This is a genomic window from Mesorhizobium sp. M0136 (assembly GCF_040322515.1).
GTDB lineage: Bacteria > Pseudomonadota > Alphaproteobacteria > Rhizobiales > Rhizobiaceae > Mesorhizobium.
Genome location: NZ_JAMYTP010000013.1, coordinates 118,958 through 143,006, shown reverse-complemented (window position 1 = coordinate 143,006; position 24,049 = coordinate 118,958). Strand labels below are relative to the sequence as shown.

The window sequence follows — 24,049 nt, the reverse complement described above, 5'->3', positions numbered from 1 at the left end:
GTTATTCCACCTGCTGGCGCTCCTTCACCAGTTTCACAAAGCTGCCAAGCGTCATAAGCCATCCGCGTTGGCTCTCGCGGTATGTCGAGTGAAGCGATTGCGGAAGGACCAGCTGAAGTCGCTTTGCGCGCATTTCGTTGGTCTGGTTTTCCGAGATACCGGGCTCCAGCGTCAGCAAATGCTTTTCCCTGATCCTCTCGGCCTCGGAGAGCACCTGACGCCAGCGGTCCTTCAGCGTCGATTTGGACCCGAGCATGGTGAGGCCCGTAGCCGGGAATGCCGGATTCCGGTACTCCTCCTGACTAGGGAACAGAAAGTCCGGCTTGTTGCGGTTCTCCGTCTCGACCTCACGGTCAAACCGCACCTTTTGGGCTGAAAAGACTGCCTCGAGGTGATGTTCAAGCGCCAGCCCTGCACGCTTCTTGCGCCGGTTCTGGACGCTTTTCGAAAATCCCATAAAGCCATCAACGTCCGTGCCTTCGTCGGAATGAAAGCCGTTTTTGATGCGGTCCGCCACCACGTGCCTTTCCAGACGGCGGAACAGTTGCTCTTCCCTGTCAATCCAGGCCATCAGGGCCCCATCCGGATCATCGGCAGCAGAAACTTGGGGAAGTGAAGTCCGGGCGAGTTCCGACAGGACGCGGGTAGGCGGAAACACCAGGCCGAATTTTTCGATCAGCGTATCAAGGCGCTCGGCTTCCGGTTCCTCAACCTCGATCCCGAGCTCGTCGAGAATATATCGCGCAGTAAAGTCCAGTTCGGCAGCATTGTCCTTACGGATCTCCAGCGATTCAAACTGCAAGGCCGGCTGCTCTTCAAGCCCGAACAGCCACAGCAACTGGTTCTGGATAGTGCTCTCTCGGGGGACAATAATAGCCATGAGCGTATTATCGGTGCGTCGCGCGATAAACAGGACATCGCCTTCAGATGCCATCTCGCACACTGCATTTGTCGGAAAATAGAGCCTGTGCTCACGTCTCGGAGGTTTCCGGGATTGATACCAGGTCAGGAAACCTTCTTCAGACAGCGCGTCCTGCTCACCCCCGATCCAGATGAATATCGCGTGGTACTTCACCCGATCAGGCGTTCCGAGCAGGCTCTTGAGCTGCTTGGAGCTGTTGAATTCGTGCTGGTTTGAACGAAGGATGTTCGCCTCTACAGCACTCAACCGCTTGACAGCGACCCCGTCAAAATAATCTGAAAGCAGCCCCCGCCGCATGGCCTATGCGCTTCCCCCGAGTTCGAAAAACGGAATATCGGACAGCAGCCAAGATGCACACTCGCCAAGTACGGTCTCGATCGGCAACCGTGACTTGCCTTTCAGTGCACACTCCCAGACGATTCCCTGTCGCCATTCTGCTTTCTGCAAGGCCGCCGAGGCAAGAGAATCGACCTCCCGGTTCCGGTGAATCTTCGCCCGCCAGAAGTCCGGCCTGCTGGAAGGCCATTTGAACAGATGGCAATCGTGCCCGTGCCAGAAGCATCCGTGTGCGAAAAGAACAGCCTTGTATTTTGGAAACACGATATCAGGGTTGCCCGGCAAGGTACGATCATGCAGCCGGAACCGGAAACCGGCCGCATGCAAACCACGTCTCAGCATCAGCTCGGGTTTGGTGTTTTTACCCCGGATACCAGCCATCATCCGGCTTCGCACCTCCGGGGTAACGATGTCAGGCATGAATTGCTGCCACGGGTCGGCCGGGACGTGTTACCGCAAGAGGCGGACCTGACAGCGCCGGGTATTCCTGGCTTGCAGCAAGCGCAGTCTCGATGTGAGACTTCATCGCCTCCGCAACTAACTCAACGACCGGAACCACAACGGCATTGCCGAACTGACGATAGGCCTGGGTATCGGAAACCTCGATCCGGAAACGTCTGTCACCCCGATCGAAGCCCATCAACCGGGCGCATTCAAGCGGCGTGAGCCGGCGAGGGCGTTTTCCCGGTTGGTCGATCAGCACTTCGGACCCATCCTTGTAGTACCGGGCCGACAGGGTACGGGCCACATCGTCGGGACCAAACAGGCTATATCCGAACCCGTTACCCTTCGCCTGATGCTTTTCCTTGTAGGCTTGCAGGTACTCCCACAGACGGGGGGTGAGCGTGTATTTCGGATCAACCTCGTCATGCGGCTGGAGAATGGTCCCGAGCTTAGGGCCACTTTTCGAAGGTGGAAGTTTCAGTCCTTTGAAGTCGAACTGCGACAGCTCGCGGAAGCCCACGATGAACACGCGTTCCCGCTTCTGCGGCACCCATGGTTCAGAGCTGATCACCCTATGCTGGACATGGTAGCCAAGCTCGTTCTGCAGGACGTTCATGATGGTCGCAAACGTGCGCCCCTGATCGTGGCTTTCGAGGTTCTTGACGTTCTCCAGAACGAACGCGGCCGGTCGATGATGGGCGATGATCTGGGCCGTATCGAAAAATAGCGTTCCCTGCGTGTCGCAAAGGAAGCCGTGAGGCCGGCCAAGTGAGTTTTTCTTGGAAACTCCCGCCAGCGAAAACGGCTGGCACGGAAATCCGGCAAGCAGAACGTCGTGTTCTGGGATCAGGTCCGGATTCTTCGAAAATTCGCGCACGTCCCCGTTGATCCGATGGTTGTCGGGGAAGTTCAGGGAATAGGTCTGCTGACTGTGCGGGTCCCATTCGGAGGTGAATACGCACCGTCCGCCGATGCTCTCGAATCCCAGGCGGAGACCGCCTATTCCGGCGAAGAGATCGATAAAGCGGAAATCAGCTTGGCCGGCGTTGCGTTTCAGCCGCCGGTCGGCCGCATCCTTGAGCATCTTCATAGCGAGCCGGGGAACCCGGGACGTCCCGTCTTCGTAGCGATAGGCAGTGCGTGGCGAAACCTCCAGAAGGGCTTCCGCTTGCTCCAGCGTAAGCCCTGCTTGGTCCCTTAGCCTGCTGAATTCCGTCCGCTTTCTGGTCCGCATGATATGGCTCGAATCATCCTCTGGGTCAATTTTTGTCAGGATGACATTATTTGTCCTTACAAACAATGAATGTTCGCTATTTGTTCCTATTCCATTTTTGGCTTGTCACAGTTTTTTGGGGCTGCGATGGTGGGGGTGAGAAGCTGCGCGCGGCGGAAAACATGTCAGGGGACTTGCTCCCCATCCCTTCGCCCGAGAGACCTATCCTCCGTGGGATCCGAAGCTGATGATTGCGGGCCGGGTCGCATGTCGCGCTCCGTGCGTTGTTATTTGCATGAGAAGGGGCTCACGCAACCTGCATAACGGGGCCCATGCGCCGAATTCCGCCGGCACCATTGTTATCTGGAGGTGAGTGTTAAAGATCATTCTGACCGGTCCCTCAAAACCCTCAACGATCAGAGGTGGTGTTACAATCTCAGCCTTCGGAAGACTGCCATCGCGCCGTTTGGCATCGGCGGGAACGATTGCTCCCAGAACGAAAGGAATCGGGCCCTTGCGACTTTGGGCATAGTCGCAACTTGCGCCAACGCGCAAGACGCAAAGCCGACTGATATCTCGATCGGCCTTTTCCTTTAGACAAAACGTGCCCGAAAGCATCGGCTTGGCGGGCAAGTCGAACCGTTTCAACATCGGAATGTCACCCAGTTCCGCGTTCGGTAGCAAGGTCACAGCACCCCACGCCTCTGGCTTAAGCGCCTCCGTGGAAGCTCTGGCCACGTGCAGCATGGAATTCAGCTTGGCCGCATCCCCGGGCGACGGCTGAGGGACTGCCGCAATCTTGGTCACTGCGGCTTGCCAGATGGCGTTGCTCTTTGGGTCAGTGCGCTGGTTGGCTATGCGATCTGTCAGGATCGGCATAAGGGCAGCGTTAATGGCGCTATACGGATCTGCCTTGGCGTTTGCGTCTCCCACTGCCTCGAACGCCAGCAGGCTGAGTGTTTCGTCAAGCCTCTCAGAGAACCGTGCGGCAGTCCGGTCTTCTTTCGCGACGAGTGTTCCAATCTCAGACAGGGTCGAACCGGCCGCTCGTAGAACCTCTCGCTCCCAATCAAGCAAGGCTCTTAACCGTGGATCTGTCTCTATAATCTGACCCACGTCGTTGGTCAGCTTTTCCCCCGCGTCGCCCGCCAGATAATTGTTCTTGTCCAGACTTAGGATAGCGAGAGGTCGCTTCAGAGGTTCGAGGTTCTCCATCACGTAAGTTTCAAAATCAGCCTTCTGTTCCTGGTGCTTGGTCCAGAGAATGATCACATACGGCCCTGCGGTGGCGACAATCCCCTCTTCAAGCATCGACACGATCAGACCTGCTGTCTGTGCGATACTCCCGGATTGAGCTCCGGTCGTCAGATGAAGGTCAAGAAAGAGAAGTCTCACGCCGCCCAGATGCTTCGTTTCGATCCCTTCTGCCTGATCGTATCTCAACGGCAGGCACGGCGCACCGATCTTCTGCATGCAGTCGGAGAGTTGTTTCAGTTCGTCAGGATTGTCATCGACGATGACGTATCGTGCTGGAGTGAACACAGGCTATCTATCCCCCTTGAATACCAACGCCACCACGGCGCCATTGAAATCTTCCGGAACGTCGAAGTCGTCCATCGTGGGGAACAGAAGCTCCCCATCGTTTAAGCTCATCGCGAGATTGGCGTAGTACAAGCCGAGTCCCATGCCATCGGGACGACGAGAAAAAAATGGCTCGACAAGCTGCTCGGGAGGATCCCTGAAACCGGGGCCGTTATCAGCAATCACCAGCGCAGGGCGCCCCTTGTAGTCGGGAACAACGTTCATGAAAATCCGCCGGGCGCCAGATGTCGTGCTGTCGGGCACGCTCACCTTTAGCCAATGGATGGCGTTATCGATGATGTTGGTGACAGCGCCGAGCGCCAGTCCGAATGCGAATACGGAGCTTGCGTCTTCTGCCTCTTCCTCCAGAGCAGGGCAAACAAGTTGGACCTTGTGAATGCGGAAGCGGACCAGTGTGATGTCCCGAGCTCTTCGCGCGAGCTGCCTGAGGGAATACGATTTTTTGTCGCCCTTTCGCAGCAACTGGGTCGAAGTTTCGAGAACACCCTGAAGTTGGCCGACCTGTGTTCTCAGATCAGCTATATTCGCGCCATCGGCCAATGCCGTTGCGAGAGCGCCTATGCCGCGCTCGACTTCATGGAAAACGACGGCAAGACCGACCTGTGAAATGCCGGCACGCAGAAAATCCTCTCTGAGCTGGTAGAACTCCTGTTCAACCCGCTTAAGTGAAGGATCGATGTCAGGCAGAAATCCCTTGGAGCGAGCAACCTTGCGCACATCGCCGATTGGTCCTGCAACATCCCGATCTGCACTGGGAGCCTTTCCGGTCACAGCACGGATCCGCTGCTTGTCAAGGCGCCGTTCGGTCTCAAAAACGCTAATCGCTCCGAGGACAAGTTGGCGCAGCCTGCGATAGGCCCCGTTCTCGACAAAACCCTCCCTGTTGGTCTTCTCCTTGAGCTGGATACTCGCCTCAAGGTCAAGGTCAACAAAGCCCAACACTATGTTTCGGCTGAGATTCCTCGAAGGGCTGTTGACCCGTCGGAGGTCGAGCCCGAGCCAATCGTCTCCTGGCTCCCCGTAATTGTAGATACGGATATCGTCGCGATAGACCCGCACGCCACCATTCTGATCAAGGAAGCGCTCGATCAGGCGCGACTGTGCATATTTCGACATGATCTCACGATCTCGATCGAACACGTACAGGGTGCCTTTGAGGCGCCCTATGCCGTTGATGGTCGAATTATCCGCGAGAATGCTGATGGAACGCTTGGGCCTTGGCCCCGCTGCAGCGTCCAGATCGTCTGGCTCCCGTTCCGCGTTTATCTGCAACGGTTCGTTTTGCAGAACTGTGCGAGGCTCTACCCGAACTCCGGGGATGCCCCGAAACTCGTAGGTGTAGCTGAATGTTGTGCCGTCGAACTCAAACTCGAAGCGCCATGGTGCTCGCTCGACAAGCTCTGAGGCGTCCGGTAGTTCCGCAATCCAGCGCTCAACTCCTGGAACCTTGAAATTAATTACAAAATTATCGTCCTTCGCAGAAAAGGGGGACGATATGGACGTGACCTGGCGGTAAAGGTCTCTGACCTCTCCTCGCGACCACTCTGTCTGGCTGAGGTTATCTATACGGATTCTGGTGCCCGTTTTCTCACCGGTGAAGATTTTGGCTTCGCGCTCGGTTACAGTGACAGGCGCATCCTCCAGAAACCGCGCCGACATCAATTCGGACCAATCGATGGACACGAAGCATTCGCGGTTGCCGGCTGCTCGGGTTGTCATCCGCACCTTCCCGCCGAGCTTGTGCACTGCGAAACGTCCTACTCCCTTTTCGCCAAGCGGTAGACGTCGATACCTCGGAGACCTTCGGTCGTGCTCGCGATCCCTTTCACGGTGATCGTCTCCCGGGACCAGCCAAACGTCCCGGATAGTATCGAGTGACATCCCCTGTCCATTGTCCTGCACCCGTATCCACGGGGTCTCAGTGGACAAATCACCGAGAGTGATTGTTACCTCGCTGGCGTCCGCATCATAGGCATTCTTCACGAGTTCGAAGACCGCCAGTTTTGAAGATCCGATCAGCTGATCGCCAAGCAGTTGCAGCAATCGCGCGCGCGGCTTGAATGCCTGCGTGACACGTCTCTGTATGGACAATTTAGCCATTTCCGGCGTGTATTCGTTTGCCTTCACGACGTACACACGACTGCCGATGTTGCCAATAACGAGCTGATCTCCTTCTTCAGCCCATGTGATCAACCCACGCCCCATACGCGTTTCCGGCTCACGACCGGAACCTACGCGCAAGGACCTGTAATATGAGGTCGGCAGAGGCGCACGGACCTCTCCAAGCACCTCTATGTTGATGAGATCAGCGGACGGTCCTGAGCTTGGCAAATAGCCCGCTGCAGCCAATGCCGCGCGCTGCTCTTCATTTGGCAAATAGGCCTGTTTTTCTTTGTCGGTTCGCGACACGGCCTTAAGGCCGAAATTCTCAAAAACGGACGTCCACCCAGCTGAAGCCACGCTCGAATCCTTGACCCTCTTGGGATTATGAGGCCGAAGGTGCGCCGCCGCTCACCAAAGTCCTGTCTTGCGATAGAATGCTCAAGTTTCTTGCAGGATCATTCCGCGCTTGCAAGAATGATTTTGGACAACAAACTGATGAATTGAGTAAACTTCGGTCCATCCCGTTCAGCGCTCGGATTCTTAGTCCGTAATCGTGGAATCGGCTTGGAAGGGGCTGTCGCTTGGCACTTAACCGGGGTCTTCCTCACTTTGTGTGGTTCATCTGCTGTTAGTGGCGCTGTCGCTATGGACGGGCATGCGAACGAAAACGAAATGGTCGCCCGGCCCAGGGGTTAGGGTTCTGGGTGTCGCGCTCACTGTTGATGACGGGTGGGTTGTTTCCGCTGCCGGATCCGCGATCGGCATTTGCCCCGATTGTGGTCGGCGAAGCCGAAGTCGGCATGGCAGGTCCAACCGTCACCTCCAAGATCTACCAGTCCAGGGCAAGCCGGTAACAGTGAAGCTCCTGCTGAGCCGCTGGCGATGCTCATATCGCAAATGTGAGCGACAAACGTTCACCGACCGGCTGCCGATGATCGCTGCTCCCTATGCGCGCCGGACGAGAAGGGTCGGGGAGATTGTTGGCCTGCTTGGCCACAGCACTGGCGGCCGTCCTGGCGAGCGCTTGATGCAACGGCTCGGCATGCCGGTCAGCGACGACACCATCCTGCGGCAGTTGAAGCGGGATGCCACGGTCGCTCACCGCGATACCGAGATCCGGGTGATTGGCATCGATGACTGGGGTTGGCGGCGGGCGACACGCTATGGGACCGTCATGGTCGATCTCGAGCGCCGCTCGGTTGTTGATATTCTCGATGATCGGAGTGTCGATAGTGCAGCCAGGTGGCTGCGGAGCCATCCTTCCGTCGAGGTCGTCAGCCGGGACCGCTGTGGCCTCTATGCGCAGGCTGTTCGCGAGGGCGCACCGCAGGCACGACAGGTCGCCGATCGGTTTCACCTGGTCCAGAATCTTCGCTCGGCGATCGAAGAACAGATGAGCCTTTCCGGCCGTGTCACCGGCAGGGCGAGCCTATCGGAGGACGCAATCGTTGGCGCTGCGACACGCCGCCGTCGCGCCCGCCTCGCGCATAGGCAATCTCGCCAGGAAATATTCGAGAAGCTCCATGCCTTGCGCGAAGAGGGTCTATTACGGCGAGATCGCCCGGCGGACCGGCTATCGCCCATTCCGGGGCGGTTACACGGCCGTGAGGCATATCCCTTATATAGGCCTGCTTCGCCTGGAACAAAGCCTGCGCCGGCGCCGCCCCGCGGCGAAAGCCGCCCAGAAATTGCGGTGAATGGGTTCCCCGAAGAAGTTCAGCTGACCGTCCAGCGGCGAATAGTGGGCACCGGTACAGCCTACATAGGCGAGTGCTCCCAGTTCCAAAAAGCGCAATGCCAACGACGAAGCGGCGGTCCTCGGCGTGACCGTCCAGTGAGCACTGTCAGGGCGCCCCGGCAGCAGCCGGTGAGCACGGTGGCTCCATGGGCCTTGATGGTACCGGCAAGATTGGTGAGGTTCACCGCCTCGACCGCTCCCCGCATCGTCTTCGCCCCAAAAACGGGTCCCGTCGATGTCGGACCCGTGTAGCATAAAATAGAGCTGCCGCGCATCCAAATGTCCGGTACGAACTTTTCCGAAGTCGTCAGGGCCGCTGACCAACCTTTGACCCTGTCCGCCAATCCTACCGAAAACCTTGTCCGCGAACGGCCGCTCGGCATTCCGCGACGCGAACTTGGCCAGTGTGGTGCGGTTGTCTTCGGCCGCGAGGCAACCGAGCAGGAAGGCCGCGCTCGAACAGTCGGGGATTCGCGACACCGGCAATTCCCCGAGACCGTCTCCGTCAGCATCGCCATATCGCTGGTCGCTCCAGACGACGAAGCGGTCAGGATCGGATCTCGCCGAGAGTCTGTCCCTCAGGTCCGAGGGCAGAACGTCATAGATCAGGGCGGGAACGACGTTGTAGTCGCCAAGAATTACAACACCCTTCACTCCCGTCGCGGCGCCCAGAGCAGCGGCATCTCTGGATCGACGTCGAGTGTTCGCGCCTCGCCATTGAGGGTAAAAGCGACCATGGCTTGCTCTCCTTGTCCTGAGCTGGCTATCTCGTTGCGCCTCCGCCCGGCTAGGAACCGGACTCTTCTTGCTGAGGCATAGCGACCACAGACGGGGATCGCGCAGCTCGAGCAACAAGCCGCTAGCTGGCAATCGCGAGATCGTGAAGTGGCTCGTGTCGAAAGGCTGGAGGCAACTGAATGTCATTTTTGGGCCGACCGGCCGGTCAGTTTCCGGCTCGATGACCTGGTTGGCAGTCATTCCGCTTCTAAGCCTAAACCGCTTGCGCAGTGGGACTCGCTCGCCCGGATGGCCAAGCGGCGTCAGGACGACGTCAACGCCCCACTCTAAAATGTCGAGATCAATGCATCTTTGCCACGACCTTCGGACTACGCTGCGCGCGAGTCGAGGCGATCGCGAAACTGTCGGACGTCCAGTTCTCGGTGACCTTCAATCTCGATCCAGCCTGCCTGCAACTTCAGGTCCAACATCTGGTGTCGCAGGTGACCGTGACGGGGCAGATGGGCACCGGCGACGGCATGCCCTGCCACGTCACCCGCCCGCTGACCGACGATGACGGTAATTGGGACTTCGCCATGGCCATCCTGATGCGAATCGTCGCCACTGACAGGAACGGCATTCTGGGCGCCCAGCGCGACAGGATCCTGCAAGATCTGATCATAACGGACATGCCACCCGGCCATTCCCCGCTGGGCTGCGGCAATACAGAGCATCAGGTCGGTGACGCCGCCGATCGGGCGGATGACGGCAATGTCTTTAACGACATTGCCGGCGCCCTCGATGATCTGTGGGATTGGCTGAGGAATGTCTCTCAAGATTCCTCAGGGAACTCGACGCGAATGTCTGCAATATCCGCTAAGCGGGCGGAATTTCTGCGACAGCATTTGCTGAAACCCTACTTTACAACAGTGTGGCGCTTCCGGCCGAGCGAAAGCCGGATCGGGAGGTCTTGGGACGATATCATTGTATCAACCTCGACGACGTTGCCGTTGATCCGCACACCTCGTCCCGAGATCGCCCTTCGCGCTTCCCCTTTGGAGGAGGTCAATCCGGCGCGTACCAGCAAATCCACAAGGGCTACTCCGGCCAAACCCTCGGCGTCATTTAGATGAAGCGTCGGTAGCCCCTCTGCGGCTTCGCCCTGCCCAAATGCTTGGCTAGCCGTGGCCTCCGCCTGTTTGGCGGCGTTAGTTCCATGTGCCAGGGCCGTAGCTTCGTTGGCGAGACGTTCTTTGACGGCGTTTAGCTCGGTTCCTTCAGCCTGTCCAAATCGCTCGATCTCGTTCATCGGCAGATCGGTGAAAAGCTTGAGGAACCGAACGACATCAGCGTCTTCCGTGTTACGCCAGAATTGCCAGTAATCGTATGGCGAAAGGCGATCTTCGTTGAGCCACACAGCTCCGGCAGCCGTCTTACCCATCTTGACACCTGAAGGAGTCTTCAGAAGCGGCGTAGTCACTCCGAAGACTTCCTTTCCATCCGTCCGCCGTATCAAGTCGATGCCATTGATGATGTTCCCCCACTGGTCGGCTCCACCCATCTGCAAACGGCAACCGGTCCGGCGGGTTAGCTCAAGGAAGTCGAACGCTTGGAGGATCATGTAGTTGAATTCTAAGAAGCTCAGATTCTCCTGCTTTTCCAGCCGCGACTTCACACTGTCGAAAGAGAGCATCCGATTGACGGAGAAATGCCTGCCGACGTCTCTCAGCATGTCGATCCAACGAATGCTGTCCAGCCAGTCGGCATTGTTCACCATCACGGCATCAGTCGGGCCGTCTCCGAAGACAAGGAGACGGCCAAAGACCTTTCTGATCCCTTCAATGTTGGCGGCGATCCGCTCGTCCGTCAGCATCGGCCGCGCGTCCGAACGGAAGCTGGGATCGCCGATGCGGGTGGTCCCACCCCCAATGAGAACGATGGGTTTATGGCCAGTCTGCTGAAGATGACGAAGCGCCATGATCAGAAAAAGATGGCCGACATGAAGACTGTCAGCCGTCGCATCGAAACCAGCGTAAGCGGGTACGATGCCTGCTTCAAAGGCGGCATCGACACCCGGCAGGTCGGTCCCTTGATTTACATAGCCGCGCTCAATGAGCGTCTTCAAAGCCGCCGAATATGGTTTGGAATGACCGGTTGGTAAATCGGGAAGTGCCATAGGGAATCCTCCTGGTATTGCCGCCAGGGGGTCCTCTCAATGAACAAAGCCGCCTGACGGCGGCTTGTTTCAAGGCATGATCGAAACGCGCCGCTCCTTATGGAAGCGTCGCATAATAGATTGCAGCGATGGGCGCGGACTTGATCATGTGCCCGATGCATAAAGGACTTTATCCGCACCTGCAAGCAATCTGAAATGGCTATGTCGTAAGCAGACGAGTTGTCCGGGTTCCTAAGAAACAGCCGCAGCAGGGGTGGGCTCCATCCTCTGCAGTGCGTATCCAAGCGATTTGGCACGACGCCGCACGTTGCTGAGAACCCGCTGCCGGTAGCCTTCTTCGTGATAAGAGGCTCCTGGGTCAGTGTAGTTCATGCGATGGCGAAGGGCGTTGTAGATGAGAACGGCGATCTTGCGCGCCGTCGCGGTGACAGCCTTGGCCTTGCCAATGCGGGAGGCCAAGCGGCGATAGAAGGCGCCCAACGCCGTCTGAGTGCGCCCCACCGCCGTCGCCGCCAGCCGCAGCAGGGCCGCCACTCGACTGCAGGAGCGGCGCGTGCGCGACGACAGCACCTTGCCCCCGGAGATCTTGTTGTGCGGCGCTAGGCTCAGCCAGGAGGTGAAGTGCTTGGAGGTCGGCCAAGCCAAGAGGTCCGTGCCGCACTCGCTGACCAGCTTGGAATTGGCTGCCTGGTATGCGTCTCCGCTGAGTGAGCAAGCGAGGGTTGACCACCGCGGAACGGCCATCATCCTGCTCGCCAAGCTTCGGAGCTCAGGTCACTTCGCCCGGTTCTAGCCGGCTGAGCGCCGCTTCCTACCTTGCGGGCTAAGCAGATGGCGCGGCGGCGATGAGGCACCAGGCGCGCGAATCCCCGCCAGCAGCAGCCGCTCCGCAGTGAGACCCGGCTTCGTTCCCGTCATCAAACTGCTCACGTTGAACGCCGGCGCGACTGGCTCCGGGCGGAGGTCGATCCGAACTACCTTGGCATCGCCTTCGGCCCTGCGACCGGGCTTGCTGCTCGCAGAGCGCGTCAGTCTTCGGTCCGCGAGTAGTCGGGCTTCAAGACGGTCAAGTGCGTAGGCCCCTGCCACCGGCGTCGTGCGTGTACGGCGGAGGCTGAAATCTCAGGGATGGAAGGAACCAGCAGCCAGTGCAGGGCGGTGTCCCATCAGATTCCATATGACATGATTGTCATCGACGTGCTTTCATGATTGCTGGGGTCTATGTCACGTCGTCGCTTGCTACCCGAAAAGAATTTCCCGGGCTACGCATACCTGCCTGGCAAACATCCGCATCCGGTTCGCGACCCGCTGGGTCACAGTTACCAAAGCGACCCGGTGACCGTTGTTGCCGTCGAGGAATCACTCAGCTCAAACGGGTTCCGATGGGGTATCGACCTGTTCAATCACGGTTATTACTGGGAAGCCCATGAGGCTTGGGAGCCTCTTTGGCACGCTGCGAAACAAAGCACTCAGCATCGCCTTTTGTTCAAGGGATTGATCCTGTTGGCGGCGGCCGGGGTGAAGATCCGCGAGGGAAAGCGGGTCGCTGCCGCGCGCCATGCGGCGAGAGCTGCAGCGCTTTTTCGTCGGGTGGCGCCTCTGCCGAGCCGGCCCTTTGAGGCCGCACTCGGAATGACACCTGCCGCGCTCGCGGTACACGCCGAAACGGCCACAACTTTCCCGGCTGTTTTGAGAGAGCCGATGCCTGGCCAGCCTGAGCCCGTTTTCGATTTCATTCTCGCCCCTAAATCCGAGGGCGTCTGATAGGCAAGTGCACTGCCGGCCCGTCATGGACAGTTCGACAAGGGCAGCTTCAATCCTGGTGCGGTTGACCAACGGCACAGCCCGGCGCTGGCGGAGCACCCATGGCAGGCGCCGCTTCCATCGGTCACCTCTCGGCAAAGCAACATCTTTCTGCCACCGCTTTTTCTGGCGGGTCCGTCTGTCTTCAGTCGGTGGGTTCGATGCCTTCGGAACCGGCGGTTTCTCAACCGTCGGCTGCTTAGGAAGCGATCCGTCGGGAATGGTCACGTCCTTAGCATCGGGGACCCCTTCACCGACGGCGGCCATGGGCCGAGAACGGATATCTTCACAAGGAAGAATCGGCACTTCAGCGATCTCACCTTCAGTCTTCGCTTCCGCGATATCGTTCGCGATGGCGGCCAGGTCGATGCCGCCCCAGATTGACTGTGGCCGCTTCATGAGCCCACGCTTCTGTTTGATTTCGACAACAAAAGGTCGCTGCTGCTTCATAGTGCTCTCGGCGGATTTGGGGGAGTGCGAATGTCGTCTAGGCCGATCGCACGCTTCGTCCACCCGCCCCCACGCATTTTCCAACGGTTTTCGAAGACGTTGCTATCGTCCAAGCCACGACTAAAGCGGCTCACCGCCGGAGCCTAGGCCCAGGCCCCCAATCTGTTGTCTTGCTGTCAGCCTGACCGCCATAACGGCCATATCGCCCACGCAGTCGCCTTTATTAGGCCCATCGCGAAGCCGCAAAATACTCAAAATGCAATGAGGATGGCCGCCACCTTTTCCATGCTCGCATGTTCCCGAGTAAATCGACCCGTCCAACGCATTTTTGAAATCGGTCACCTGCGACTGATTATGCCGCTGATGGTACGCATGCCGGATGTCATGGGTGGCCGGGCACGGATTGCACTCGCAAGCGCTCGGCAATCCCAAAGCTGCACTTGGTGCACATCGCATCGGCTTCCCTCCACCGATCAACCCTTAGAGTGGGTTGAGAAGTCGCAAGAGGTGGCGCTGACGAGGCTTGTTCCGCAGCCCTCGTTGTCGTTGATCCAGACGCTGGGTGGCGCATGAGGAAGCGCAGCAGCGATCACCCACAGGTCAGCTTTGCTGCGCTCGATTTTGTCGATGATCAGATCGGCCCCCTTCTTCGCGAGAGTGGGCGCTCTAATCAGCCTAGAACAAGCCTGATCCTGGTCAATCTCACGCGCGCCTGCCAGATTGTAGAGCCTCTTGCGGGTGTTTTATACAACAACCACCAGGGTCATCAGATCAAGCAGGAAGTCGTCGGTCGCTTGGGCGGTTGTTCCTGACTCACCTTTGAACTGATCCAGCAAAACGCTCGCCTGATCGATCGCATCCGCACTGGCCGGAGTGATTAATGCTTCGACTCCTCTTGACGATGGCGATCGTACGAGGTGCCGGCCCCCGCCTCTTCATTGCAAGGTTCACCACGTGGTGCGTTAAGTTTCGTCTGCCTTTGCGACTGCCGCTTGGTCGCGGCCAGTCCACTGGCTGCACGATGCGCCTACCACGGCGTGTCGCTCCGGGCCTTGCAGTCTTTCGCATTTGCTGCGTTATACTATGAACCGGCCCGGCATGACCGCCGAACCAGAACGTGTTGCAAACTTTACAAGGAATACGCATATGGCGACTGGAACCGTGAAGTGGTTCAACAGCACCAAGGGATTTGGATTTATCCAGCCCGACAATGGCGGTCAGGATGTTTTCGTCCACATTTCCGCTGTCGAACGCGCGGGCCTCTCGACCCTCGCTGACGGCCAGAAGATCAACTTTGAGATCGAGCAGGACCGCCGCACTGGCAAATCCTCCGCTGGCAGCCTCAGCAAAGCTGGCTGATTTTTCTCCTGCCCCCCGGCAAGAGCCGGAAGTACGCGGCAAGTCCGGATGTACTGACGGCCGCTCGACAAGAGCGGGCGAGAATAGGGCTCGGCGCAGCAGATTGCTGCAAGCGGACGCGCTTCTTGTGAAACAAGGATGTTTGCAGTTGAAGGCGGGCTGTCCCCGCCTTCTCGTATTCTGCGCAGATGCCGACCGCAGCTGCGCGCTCCAGAACGAACCTCGAACGCTGAAATCAAGCTGCGACCTTCTTGCGGGTCCGCTTCGCCACTGCCGGCTCCGGCGTTTCCGGCTCTTTCGGTTTGCGGCCGAGCCCCATCGTCTTGGCCAACGTCGAGCGTGCGGCAGCGTAATTCGGCGCGACCATGGGATAATCTGCCGGCAGGCCCCATTTGGCGCGATATTCATCTGGCGTCAGCCCATAGTGGGTCGACAGATGGCGCTTTAGCGATTTGAATTTCTTGCCGTCCTCAAGGGAGATGATGTAGTCCGGTGTCACCGACTTCCTGATTGCGACAGCAGGCGTAAGCGCAACCGGCTTTTGTGCGGTGACGCCTGCGGCCGTGCCTTTCAGCGCCGCGTGCACTTGGCCGATCAAGGCAGGGAGATCCCCCACCGGGACCGGATTGTTGGAGACATAGGCTGAGACGACATCGGCGGTGAGCTCGATGAGGGTGTCGATGTTTTTTTCGGCTTCTTCTGTCATGAAATTCTCCAGGCGGCGTGAAACACAGTCGGCGAAGCGTCGCTTCATAGTGGCGGTTGTCGCTGAAAGCAAATACAGCTCGGCAGGACTATCGCGATGCTCGTCGGCACCGAGGACCATAGCGCTGCATCCGCCGTCGTGGGCGTGTTGATCTGCGCGCTGGCGGGCGGGCAACACGGAAGCGCCAAAGATGCTTTGCGCCACCCATGAAGCCCCAAAGTTGTCCTTTCGCAGCTCATGAAGCCCTCACGGCTGCGGTGGCTAGGCTTCGGTTCTTGACTTTCGATTTGATCTGCGCCCCGGCCAGCGCGCCCTCGGCAGGCGCTACGAACTCGAATACGGTGGTTGAACCGATGCTGAGCATCACGGTAATTCAACACGAGCTTTGCCTGTTAATCCTGTGGTCACAAACGACCTTGATGGCCAACAATGCGAAACCCGATGTGCGCGCCGCACGGTCTTGAGCTTTTTGCAATTCATCCCTAACCTGGGTCGAACCGCTCAGAAGATGCGCATATCGCCTCGAGCGGGCGGTTGCGGGTCATGATCGCGATGTTGTCTTAGCTACGATGTTTCCCATCCGCTTGGTTAGGCTGTCGAAAAGAAACAATCGCTCTTCGATCACTTACTTCCGGAGCCCGATATCATGATGAAATATCCAGACGTTAAACCAGGTCTTAAAGAAGAAGTGCCCTGGTCTGACAGCCTGACCAGCTACGACCGTCAGCACTTCACGACCTACCTGAGGCTCCTGGATGCAGGTGCCGACGAGGCAAGCTATGAGGAGATGGCGCAGGTCATCCTCGGCATCGATCCGGTGCAAGAGCCGGAGCGGGCCCGGAAAACCGTGCGAAGCCATCTCGATCGGGCGAACTGGATGGTGACGACCGGTTACAAGGAATTGTTCGCCGGATGAGGGCGAACAGGCGGCGACACGCTCCGCCTGTTCAGATGTGGTTACGGCGTCCGCGAAAAGAGCGGTCTCACGGTCGGGGCTGCGGGAATTAGGTTCAAATTGAAAGACCTCAGTTCTTTGCTCCATCATGACGATCGACCAGATGGCCGGCGACCGGTGCGAGCACCAGACCCGCCACGCTGGACGACAGCAACACGAGGCCAACCAAACCCGAACCGCCAACATGAAAACCCAACCATGCAGGCAGGACAATTCCGACGCCAACGATAACGAAAGTAGCCGATGAAAAAGCTATAAACAGCGGGTCTTTCGAATCGTCAAGCGAGACACTTTCCCGGCTCGCTTTCCGATGAAGATAGCGGTGAAGGAGAAGTCTTCCGCAATGGGAAGCACAAGGCGCAGTGGTCGATGACGTTGCGTGAATATGCCAAGCCGCTGCACAAGAGGCCGATCGCCGAGATCGCGCGCGACGACGTGGTCGAGACGCTGAAGCCGATCTGGGAGAAGATACCAGAGACTGCTGACCGCCTCCGCATGTGCATTGCAGCAGTAATGGATCACGCGAAGGCGAGGCGGCTTTTATGTCGGCGACAACCCTGCCGACTGGCGGAGAGGCCTGAAGGATATGCTTCCGGCTCGACAGAAGCTCACGCGCGGCCATCACGCAGCAGTCGGCTACAAGGAACTGCCTGCCATCATCAAGCGCCTACGAGCCGCCGCTGGCGTGTCAGCTAGGGCTGTGGAGTTCGCCGCATTGACCGCAGCGCGTTCCAGTGAGGTTCGCGGCGCAGTGTGGCCGGAGATCGACCTTGATGCGGCCTTGTGGACGGTACCCGCCGCAAAGATGAAGGCTGCGCGCGACCATGAGGTTCCGCTTTCCGAGCGCGCCGTGACAATCCTCCGCGCTACACAGCAGCAGTCGACCAGCGATCTGGTGTTCGAAGGTGGACGCGACGGAAGGCCAATCAGCGACACAGCGATGACGAAGGCGCTTAGGGCCGCTGGTGCGGGCGATGCGACCTTGCATGGTCTGCGCTCATCGTTCCGTGATTGGGCTGGCGATAGACCGATTACCCGCGCGATGTAGCCGCGGCGGCCTTGGCTCATGTGCTCAAGGACAAGACCGAAGCCGCATACAGACGTGGCACCGCGTCGCAAAAAAGACGCGGCTTGATGGTAGACTGGCACAGTATTGTGAAAATAAAGCCCGTTGACCATATTGACATTACAGGCGAAAACGCATATTGTTCTTTACCTTGGCTTACCTCGCCTAAGTTAACGGCGACCCGAATCCCTCTCTAAAGATTCAGATTTTGAACGTGCCCCTTCGCACGTTGGATTTTCCGCACGCTCTTTTTGCGCCGGGTTGCAATGGGGATTCCGATGACAGCAAACGACAACCGACCGCGCCTGATCGCACCAAAAGACGCGGCGGCAGCCACGTCTCTTTCTCGTACACTATTGATTTTGATGGCCGAAGCCGGGGGGTTCCCGAAGCCCGTTTCGCTATCCGAACGACCTAGTGCATATATGCGTGCCGAGGTCGAAGAGTGGATTGATAAGCGTATCGCCGCGAGCGCGGCAGCATGAGCCACAATGCCGAAACTGTTGCGAAATGTTTATGCTTTGGAAGGCTACCGAGAAGGCGTTCCTGCAGCATCTTCTGATCCGCTTGATAGAGGATGTTCCGGACTTCAATAGGGAAAAGTTCGCAACCGGCTTGCACCTACTGCAAGAGGAGTGGCCCATCGACCGAACAGACAAAGATCGAGAAGCGCAGGGCTTAGTCGGCATCCGCTTCCTTGGCGAATTGATTGAAATGACAGCAATGCGCATCGCTCGAGAGTGAGCACACTGACGGGCCGCGCGTTTCTTCAAAAAACACCGCCGACCAACGGCGGCACTCCAAGACTGGACCGCTCCCCTTGAAAATCCTTGATGCCCGACCGGAACCGCCAGGCTGCGGCAACGTCATTGCGCGCGTCGACGTAGCACTGAATGATGCCGTGAAAATCTATTATCTGAAGGTGTCCAAGCGACCCGATGGCGGCTTCGCCGTTTTCGCGCCGAACGCTCATGGTGGGCGCGTCGTCACGTTTTCTCGTTCTCTTGTTGCCGAAATTGCCAGCGCCGCTGTTGCCGCGCTCATGGAGCCGACGCCGAATGACCGCACCCACACTGAAGCAGAAACGTTCCTCGACCTTATCAACAATGGCGACGCAGAGAGGCTGGCCAGTTTTCACTACGGCAATATGGCCAGGACAGGCGGATCGATCATGGTTGCGCCGGAAGACGTGGCCTGGGACCACTACACGTTCAAGCGCGAACTGTTACAGCCGCGATCCGACAACGAACCTGCAGATATCAGTGAGGCCCTCCGCTGGTGCGTTGTGGTCGACAACATTCCAGAATGTGACGCCGACACGGCCGGGATTATTTACATCGAGAGAGAGAGAGAGACGCCCTTGAGAGAAAGTTCTTAGGGCGGCTATCAGCAATGTCGTCAAACCAGGTCATCTTGAAGCGGGACTTAGGAGGATTGTCGTTGTAAGTCTCGGCCGATTTGGAACACCGCATGAGCGCGCCAAGACCAAGTAAAAATTTTAGCATGATCGTCCTCCTTTCAATGGAGAAACCAATGCGGCGGGCAGATAGTTCCACAGGTCCGGAACAATGCTCACTAGCGCTCGTTGCCTCTGATCGATGGGCGAGGAGCGCGGAGACATGGCCGTGAAGAAAAAGAGCGACGATAGCCGCGTTAAGAAGGGCGCAGAACTTGAGGTAGAGCACCTTACCGAAGTCACGGACCTATCGGCCAAACAGGCGCGCACATTATTGCGGAAGCACGGCGCTGACTGGCAGAAGCTCAAGGACGAAGCCGAAGATTTAAAGGATGACGACTGACTACCCGTCCCGCGCATTGCGGAAACGGACTACCGGCCTGGCCGGTTTCTCGAATTGGGATGACCACCCATGACAAAGACCACCCGCAAGGAAAATACTAGAAGCAACAGACGCCTTCCTGAAGGCCAACCCGGCGGAGAAGCGCACCGCTGTACGGATTCGTTTTCGTGGCGGTCGGCCAGCTTGGAATTGGCTGAAAAAGCACGACGGGAAGGGGGCCGCCGCATTGTGGCTCATCGTTCGAGAGCGCCTTCCGCAGGCCGCCAACGACAACCTGCCCACTGACGCGGGACTGCATGTCGACCGGAGCCGAAAGGACGGCAGGCCAAGAGGGAAGAATCCAGATCCACGTTCGTTGGATGCCTGCATAGCGCTGCCCAGCTTTTGGACTCAAAGTGTCCGCTGCCGACCTCGGCCTGCGGGTTGGTGAACCCGTTGAAATCATCGTTGATCTGATCGCCGCACAAAGCCTTCAGATCATCGGCAGCATCGCGGTGTCATCCGGGGTGGCGCACAACGAGAGCAACACGGTCAACCCGGCAGTGGCGGGCGGGCTGGGCTACATGAGCGTTGGGGTGACCGTCACGCCGACCCAGAACGATGTCACGTTTGGCACGAGCCTGCTGGTTCGGCTCAACATCGCTGCCGGCGTCGGTGCGAATGGCCTGTTCGTGCTCGGCTGGGCTGTCCAGAAGGCCAAGTCACGCCTGACCTACATCGGCGGGGCTCTCCAATCTGCGGCCATGGTGGCGGAGGATGCGCACCCGAAGCTTAACATCGACCCGTTCTTCCGCATTGCGGCCAGCGGCGTCACCAACGACTATGCTGGCAACCCCCTGATCGGAGCATCGGCTGGCGGGTTTCCTCCTGTTCTGGTCAACGCGCCGGCAGGCTCGCCCTTCGGCACCAAGGCCATCAAGCTGCCGGCCGGCCACGCTGCACGACATCAAGACGCCCGTAGCCGAAGCAGGGTTGACGGTGGGAGAAACTGTCTGGTGTATCTTCGCCTTCATGGCGGGGAGTGCCCAGTCCATCCAGTTCATCCACTACATTCCGGCGTCGTCCGGGGTGACCCAGACCGCTCAGATAACCAAAACGGTCAATGGCCTGACGTATATTTCGCTGCCCATCGTGGTCACCCAGAACGACGTTACCTACGGCCTTAATCACCAGCTCCGCATTCTTCCGACAGGGGCCTTGGCCGCGGATGCCTACCTTCTCGGCTGGGCCATCCAGAAGGCACCGGGCCGGGTGATCGATAACCATGGCCGGTTTGACAAACTGGCCAAGGACGTTGCCTACGTGCCGGCCTCGCAGTTCGCCGGCAAGATCGGTGCGCACTTCGGCGATAGCATCATCGAAAGTGTCATCTGGCCGGGCATCACGCCGACCGCCAAGATTGCCCAGCGCACCGGCATGACGATCACCAACTGCGGCGGCGGTACCCGCATGGCCAACCATGCTGCGAACTATGACAAGTTCTCGTTTTACGGGCTGGCCGATGCCATTGCCTCCGGTGATTTTTCCCAACAGATAGCCGCAGCAACGGTCATCGGAGGCACCTTTCCAGCGATTGCAGCGCGCATGGCATCGGTGGATTACAGCCTGCTGGATTACCTGATCCCCTCGTTCGGCACCAACGACTTCACCGGCGCCGGCCCGACGTGCCCCATCGGCACCAATGCGGACATAACCGGGGCGACCTTCAAGGGAGCCATCAACTACGGCATCCAGACGATCATGACCGCCCGCCGAACCTGAAGCTCATCTTCACGACGCCGATATGGCGGACGCTGGACGGCACTGCGGGAGGGGCCGGAAGCCAGCTGATCGACTACCAACGCCATGCTTGAGGTCTGCGCCCTAAACAGGGTGCCAGTGGTCGATCTGTACCGCCGCTGCATCATCAACCAGTTCAACTACGTTCATTGGATGGGTCCTGGAGACGGAACTCACCCCAACAATCTTGGACAGGACCTGATCGGCGGCATGATGGCGGCGGGGCTGTTCGACAACTTCTAAGTTGCGCCTAGACAATCTCGGCGCGGACGAAATGCCATGACGCCGTGTTAATGATCGTGTCCGGGGTGTAGGGATTGGTGAGTTTCACTAGCGTCCCATCAACTTCCGCGACCGTCCAGACGCCAGTTTCGTCGCTCCAGTCGCCCGGAACCGCTACAATCATGGTGATGCGGTAATCTCTTCCGATTTCGAACATTCGGCCCTCCCCAGTTTTTGGTTCGGGGCAGAATGCGCGCGTGCTTGGGCCGGCGCAAGCGTCACCGACCTCGCAGGCGCGGATGGCGTCGACCAGCGCGACAACCGCGCCACGGGCCAGGTGGATGCCATCCTCGACGTGATCTCGAGCAACCTTTTCACGGCGATCGCAAATCTACCCTAGTGGAAGTCAATCTTTTTCGACGGCTGCGCGGTGTGGCTTTTGAGACTGATGAGCGCAGGCGTGTCGATCTTCGACGCTATCCGCCGGGCCAGTTCCCGCAATTCGAAAAAGCCGTCAATACTCATCAGGCTCAACGGTGTGCCTGACGAAGTATCCCACCGCAAAGGTACTTTGTCTTGCCTGTACGAAGATCCGTTCATCTCGCAAATGGCGTCGTAAATCGCCTGTGCGATCGACATTTCGGCACGGATACGCTCTGCGTCTTTTTGGCTGTTCATAAGAATTTTTCCCCAAACCACGGTCCCCCTTAGCCGCTTTCATTAGGTGTCGCTAGATCACGCGGATGTGACACGTCGGACAAAATCGATTGATATGGCCGAGGGAGCGCACGCGGTTTTCTTTGGTCTTCGCCGTGCTGAGCGCCATGCAAGACTCGTGCCGCGTCCATCTTGATCGCAGCGTTGAATGGGCACTATTCGCAATGTATATTGCGCCCATGAGCACTGCAGCTGACAACAATTTTTTGCTGCCGCCCCCGGCTCCAGCGTATCTGCCGGCGCGCGTCATCGGCGACCCGAAGAAGGCGGCGTAGTGGTCAGCCCGCTTCCGGATCCCGAGGTCGCGGACGAAGCGCCAAGCGAGCCCTACCTCACCCCATACGACAATAAACGCGTCGCCATGTATATGTGGCTGCTGGACGCCGCCTATGACGACGAGGATTGGCGCGTGGTTGCCAGGACTGTGCTGCATATCGATCCCGAGAAGGAACCGAAGCGGGCGCACCGAGCCTGGGAAACTCATCTCGCCCGCGCCCGGTGGATTCTCAAGGAAGGGTACAAGTTCCTGTTCCCGAGCCCCACGACTCACTGACGAGTCTGTCCGTTAGGGCCGAAATTGGGGCCGCAAGAAGATACCGACAAAAGGTTCAATGGAATCAACGGCATCTGGCGGAGGGGAGTGACCGTCCGGCTGTTTTTTCGCGCCGACGTCATGCCTTTTCTTCGCACCGGTTAAAGGTTTTGGTTCCCTGGACCAGGAAACATCGATGGGGCTCGCGGTCACCCAAGTGAACCCACCGCATCCACCATGCGCATCAAGCGCACTGGTCAGTCGACGCGACAATACACGAGACCCGCCGCGCAGTGCCTGCAGTTCTTTGAGACTGGCACTGATGAAGGCAAGTGCCTCGCCGCGGTTGGGAACCGGTCCCTTCTTCATAGCACGAACCCTGCTGCCACGAATTGACCCCAACTTAATTAAACGCGCTCTCATGGCGTGAAAGTGACTGTCAGCATTGGAGGCGCGGAAATCTCTCCCAGATGCTCAGGACGTCCTTCGCACTGCCGGACGGTGCCTTTTTGAAGCGAAACAACATGGACGAAATCGTGTTTCGTTCGTCTATGAAGCCGCCATGTTGCGGGTCGTGACGCCCTAACCTACCGCTGGCCCAGCCCTGACGCTGGCAGAGTATCGCGAGAATGGGGCCTGCCTTCCAACCGATTGCGGATGCACCAACAACCCGGCCACGTTGGACGTTTCACAGCCTGGGGCCTATTTTTCAGCTAACCGGCAATTCGTTGGAGTCCGTTCTCCTAAGTGACGCAAAAAGGCCCGCCCCATTGTCTGGAGCAGGCCCTTTGACTTGCGCGGTACTCAGAACCTTGCCGCTTCGCGAAAGATAATAGCGAATGGTAAACATCGACTGAACGTCCGTGCCGCTTCGGTGGCCTTGGGTTAGGTGCGGCCTGTCCTTGTTGCTTGGCGAGATCGGGGCGGCTGATGCCGGCTCAGTGCGACGCGGATTTCGTGCAAACCCCAACAATGCTGCCCCCGCATCGATCACCGCAAGCAGATTGGCCAGCTAAATGTCATCCACTGCAGGGCAAATTCGTTGCTCGCCGGCCGACAAATGCTGGGAGGCACTGCATGCGCGCGCTCGGGGACCTGCGGTGAAAGATTGGCGCCCGGCCGCGATTGATCAAAGTTGGGCCTACGGACCGAGTGTCACCGCTTGCGATCGTAACATTGCTGCGATCCGAATTTACTCTTTGGCTCGCGCCCAAGCTGGACGCTCAAGAATGCCGCGTCTTCGCCGATATCCTGACGCTTCAGCCCGGCGACCGGTGGCGCAGGGAAACCTCACGAACGCGAGCCGGATCGCGAGCCAGATCGAAGATGAGCTTTCCACCTCTGCATGATACCGGAGTCTGGGCCCGTTGGCGCAGGATGGAAGTCGATCCTGATGTACGATGATACACT

General features: G+C 58.4%; 25 protein-coding genes and 3 pseudogenes. 15 read left to right on the top strand and 13 right to left on the bottom strand.

The window, feature by feature from the left end:
- Position 1: 1 nt before the first annotated feature.
- From NKJ35_RS17645 to NKJ35_RS17625, 5 genes are all read right to left on the bottom strand, one after another.
- Positions 2 to 1,219, bottom strand: coding sequence for a type II restriction endonuclease (locus NKJ35_RS17645; protein ID WP_352648813.1), 1,218 nt, complete (start codon positions 1,217 to 1,219; stop codon positions 2 to 4).
- 3 nt (positions 1,220 to 1,222) lie between these two features.
- Entirely contained in the window at positions 1,223 to 1,678 is a 456-nt protein-coding gene (locus NKJ35_RS17640) for a very short patch repair endonuclease (protein ID WP_352648811.1), read from the bottom strand.
- A complete protein-coding gene (gene dcm, locus NKJ35_RS17635) occupies positions 1,671 to 2,936 on the bottom strand; it encodes a DNA (cytosine-5-)-methyltransferase (protein ID WP_502904647.1) in 1,266 nt (421 codons plus the stop codon). Before dcm ends, NKJ35_RS17640 begins: the two co-directional genes overlap by 8 nt.
- A 201-nt stretch (positions 2,937 to 3,137) precedes the next feature.
- The gene (locus tag NKJ35_RS17630; RefSeq protein ID WP_352648807.1) at positions 3,138 to 4,457 is read right to left on the bottom strand and encodes a hypothetical protein; all 1,320 of its coding nucleotides are present in this window, start codon (positions 4,455 to 4,457) and stop codon (positions 3,138 to 3,140) included.
- Between the two features lie 3 nt (positions 4,458 to 4,460).
- Positions 4,461 to 6,977, bottom strand: coding sequence for an ATP-binding protein (locus NKJ35_RS17625; protein ID WP_352648805.1), 2,517 nt, complete (start codon positions 6,975 to 6,977; stop codon positions 4,461 to 4,463).
- Positions 6,978 to 7,275: 298 nt separating this feature from the next.
- Between NKJ35_RS17625 and NKJ35_RS17620 the strand changes: the two are divergent.
- A pseudogene (locus tag NKJ35_RS17620) lies at positions 7,276 to 8,197 on the top strand (ISL3 family transposase); the annotation flags it as partial.
- A 41-nt stretch (positions 8,198 to 8,238) separates the two neighbouring features.
- Here the strand turns inward: NKJ35_RS17620 and NKJ35_RS17615 are convergent.
- The 4 genes and pseudogenes from NKJ35_RS17615 to NKJ35_RS17600 form a co-directional block, all read right to left on the bottom strand.
- Positions 8,239 to 9,336: a hypothetical protein gene (locus NKJ35_RS17615; protein WP_352648867.1), complete on the bottom strand. Its 1,098-nt coding sequence runs from the start codon at positions 9,334 to 9,336 to the stop codon at positions 8,239 to 8,241.
- A 128-nt stretch (positions 9,337 to 9,464) separates the two neighbouring features.
- On the bottom strand, positions 9,465 to 9,911 hold the full coding sequence (locus tag NKJ35_RS17610) for a hypothetical protein (RefSeq protein ID WP_352648803.1): 447 nt from the start codon (positions 9,909 to 9,911) through the stop codon (positions 9,465 to 9,467).
- A gap of 80 nt (positions 9,912 to 9,991) precedes the next feature.
- Positions 9,992 to 11,251, bottom strand: coding sequence for a tyrosine--tRNA ligase (gene tyrS / locus NKJ35_RS17605; RefSeq protein WP_352648801.1), 1,260 nt, complete (start codon positions 11,249 to 11,251; stop codon positions 9,992 to 9,994).
- A 231-nt stretch (positions 11,252 to 11,482) separates the two neighbouring features.
- A pseudogene (locus NKJ35_RS17600) lies at positions 11,483 to 11,926 on the bottom strand (transposase); the annotation flags it as partial.
- Positions 11,927 to 12,472: 546 nt separating this feature from the next.
- Between NKJ35_RS17600 and NKJ35_RS17595 the strand changes: the two are divergent.
- From NKJ35_RS17595 to NKJ35_RS17585, 3 genes are all read left to right on the top strand, one after another.
- Positions 12,473 to 13,015, top strand: coding sequence for a DUF309 domain-containing protein (locus NKJ35_RS17595; protein WP_352648799.1), 543 nt, complete (start codon positions 12,473 to 12,475; stop codon positions 13,013 to 13,015).
- Between the two features lie 1,058 nt (positions 13,016 to 14,073).
- Positions 14,074 to 14,316, top strand: a complete 243-nt coding sequence (locus tag NKJ35_RS17590) for a hypothetical protein (RefSeq protein WP_352648797.1) — start codon at positions 14,074 to 14,076, stop codon at positions 14,314 to 14,316.
- A 334-nt stretch (positions 14,317 to 14,650) separates the two neighbouring features.
- Positions 14,651 to 14,863: a cold-shock protein gene (locus NKJ35_RS17585; protein ID WP_352615685.1), complete on the top strand. Its 213-nt coding sequence runs from the start codon at positions 14,651 to 14,653 to the stop codon at positions 14,861 to 14,863.
- 235 nt (positions 14,864 to 15,098) lie between these two features.
- Here the strand turns inward: NKJ35_RS17585 and NKJ35_RS17580 are convergent, their stop codons facing one another.
- A complete protein-coding gene (locus tag NKJ35_RS17580) occupies positions 15,099 to 15,569 on the bottom strand; it encodes a Ros/MucR family transcriptional regulator (RefSeq protein WP_352648795.1) in 471 nt (156 codons plus the stop codon).
- 649 nt (positions 15,570 to 16,218) lie between these two features.
- Here NKJ35_RS17580 and NKJ35_RS17575 point away from each other — a divergent pair.
- From NKJ35_RS17575 to NKJ35_RS17535, 10 genes and pseudogenes are all read left to right on the top strand, one after another.
- A complete protein-coding gene (locus tag NKJ35_RS17575; protein ID WP_031195313.1) occupies positions 16,219 to 16,485 on the top strand; it encodes a DNA -binding domain-containing protein in 267 nt (88 codons plus the stop codon).
- Positions 16,486 to 16,878: 393 nt separating this feature from the next.
- Positions 16,879 to 17,220 (top strand): annotated as a pseudogene (locus NKJ35_RS30920) (phage integrase central domain-containing protein); the annotation flags it as partial.
- Positions 17,111 to 17,572, top strand: a complete 462-nt coding sequence (locus NKJ35_RS17570; RefSeq protein ID WP_352595194.1) for a tyrosine-type recombinase/integrase — start codon at positions 17,111 to 17,113, stop codon at positions 17,570 to 17,572. The pseudogene NKJ35_RS30920 and the gene NKJ35_RS17570, both read left to right, overlap by 110 nt.
- A gap of 296 nt (positions 17,573 to 17,868) precedes the next feature.
- Complete coding sequence (locus tag NKJ35_RS17565; RefSeq protein WP_352648793.1) at positions 17,869 to 18,075, top strand: helix-turn-helix transcriptional regulator; 207 nt, start codon at positions 17,869 to 17,871, stop codon at positions 18,073 to 18,075.
- A gap of 31 nt (positions 18,076 to 18,106) precedes the next feature.
- On the top strand, positions 18,107 to 18,334 hold the full coding sequence (locus tag NKJ35_RS17560) for a hypothetical protein (protein WP_352648791.1): 228 nt from the start codon (positions 18,107 to 18,109) through the stop codon (positions 18,332 to 18,334).
- Positions 18,335 to 18,410: 76 nt separating this feature from the next.
- The gene (locus NKJ35_RS17555; RefSeq protein WP_352648789.1) at positions 18,411 to 18,968 is read left to right on the top strand and encodes a hypothetical protein; all 558 of its coding nucleotides are present in this window, start codon (positions 18,411 to 18,413) and stop codon (positions 18,966 to 18,968) included.
- A gap of 241 nt (positions 18,969 to 19,209) precedes the next feature.
- Positions 19,210 to 19,389 carry a hypothetical protein gene (locus NKJ35_RS17550; RefSeq protein ID WP_031195317.1) on the top strand — a complete coding sequence of 60 codons (180 nt, stop codon included), beginning with the start codon at positions 19,210 to 19,212 and terminating at the stop codon, positions 19,387 to 19,389.
- Between the two features lie 395 nt (positions 19,390 to 19,784).
- Positions 19,785 to 20,555, top strand: a complete 771-nt coding sequence (locus tag NKJ35_RS17545; protein WP_352648787.1) for a hypothetical protein — start codon at positions 19,785 to 19,787, stop codon at positions 20,553 to 20,555.
- Complete coding sequence (locus tag NKJ35_RS17540; protein ID WP_352648785.1) at positions 20,458 to 21,150, top strand: hypothetical protein; 693 nt, start codon at positions 20,458 to 20,460, stop codon at positions 21,148 to 21,150. Before NKJ35_RS17545 ends, NKJ35_RS17540 begins: the two co-directional genes overlap by 98 nt.
- 117 nt (positions 21,151 to 21,267) lie before the next feature.
- The gene (locus tag NKJ35_RS17535) at positions 21,268 to 21,411 is read left to right on the top strand and encodes a hypothetical protein (protein ID WP_352648783.1); all 144 of its coding nucleotides are present in this window, start codon (positions 21,268 to 21,270) and stop codon (positions 21,409 to 21,411) included.
- Between the two features lie 7 nt (positions 21,412 to 21,418).
- Here NKJ35_RS17535 and NKJ35_RS17530 read toward each other — a convergent pair whose 3' ends face one another.
- Together NKJ35_RS17530 and NKJ35_RS17525 are read right to left on the bottom strand one after the other, a co-directional pair.
- Positions 21,419 to 21,607, bottom strand: coding sequence for a hypothetical protein (locus NKJ35_RS17530; RefSeq protein ID WP_023722438.1), 189 nt, complete (start codon positions 21,605 to 21,607; stop codon positions 21,419 to 21,421).
- 179 nt (positions 21,608 to 21,786) lie between these two features.
- Complete coding sequence (locus tag NKJ35_RS17525; protein ID WP_023722439.1) at positions 21,787 to 22,068, bottom strand: hypothetical protein; 282 nt, start codon at positions 22,066 to 22,068, stop codon at positions 21,787 to 21,789.
- Positions 22,069 to 22,381: 313 nt separating this feature from the next.
- On the opposite strand from NKJ35_RS17525, the gene NKJ35_RS17520 reads away from it, so the two are divergent.
- Entirely contained in the window at positions 22,382 to 22,660 is a 279-nt protein-coding gene (locus NKJ35_RS17520; protein ID WP_023722441.1) for a hypothetical protein, read from the top strand.
- A gap of 12 nt (positions 22,661 to 22,672) precedes the next feature.
- Here the strand turns inward: NKJ35_RS17520 and NKJ35_RS17515 are convergent, their stop codons facing one another.
- The gene (locus NKJ35_RS17515) at positions 22,673 to 23,008 is read right to left on the bottom strand and encodes a hypothetical protein (protein WP_352648781.1); all 336 of its coding nucleotides are present in this window, start codon (positions 23,006 to 23,008) and stop codon (positions 22,673 to 22,675) included.
- Positions 23,009 to 24,049: the final 1,041 nt, after the last annotated feature.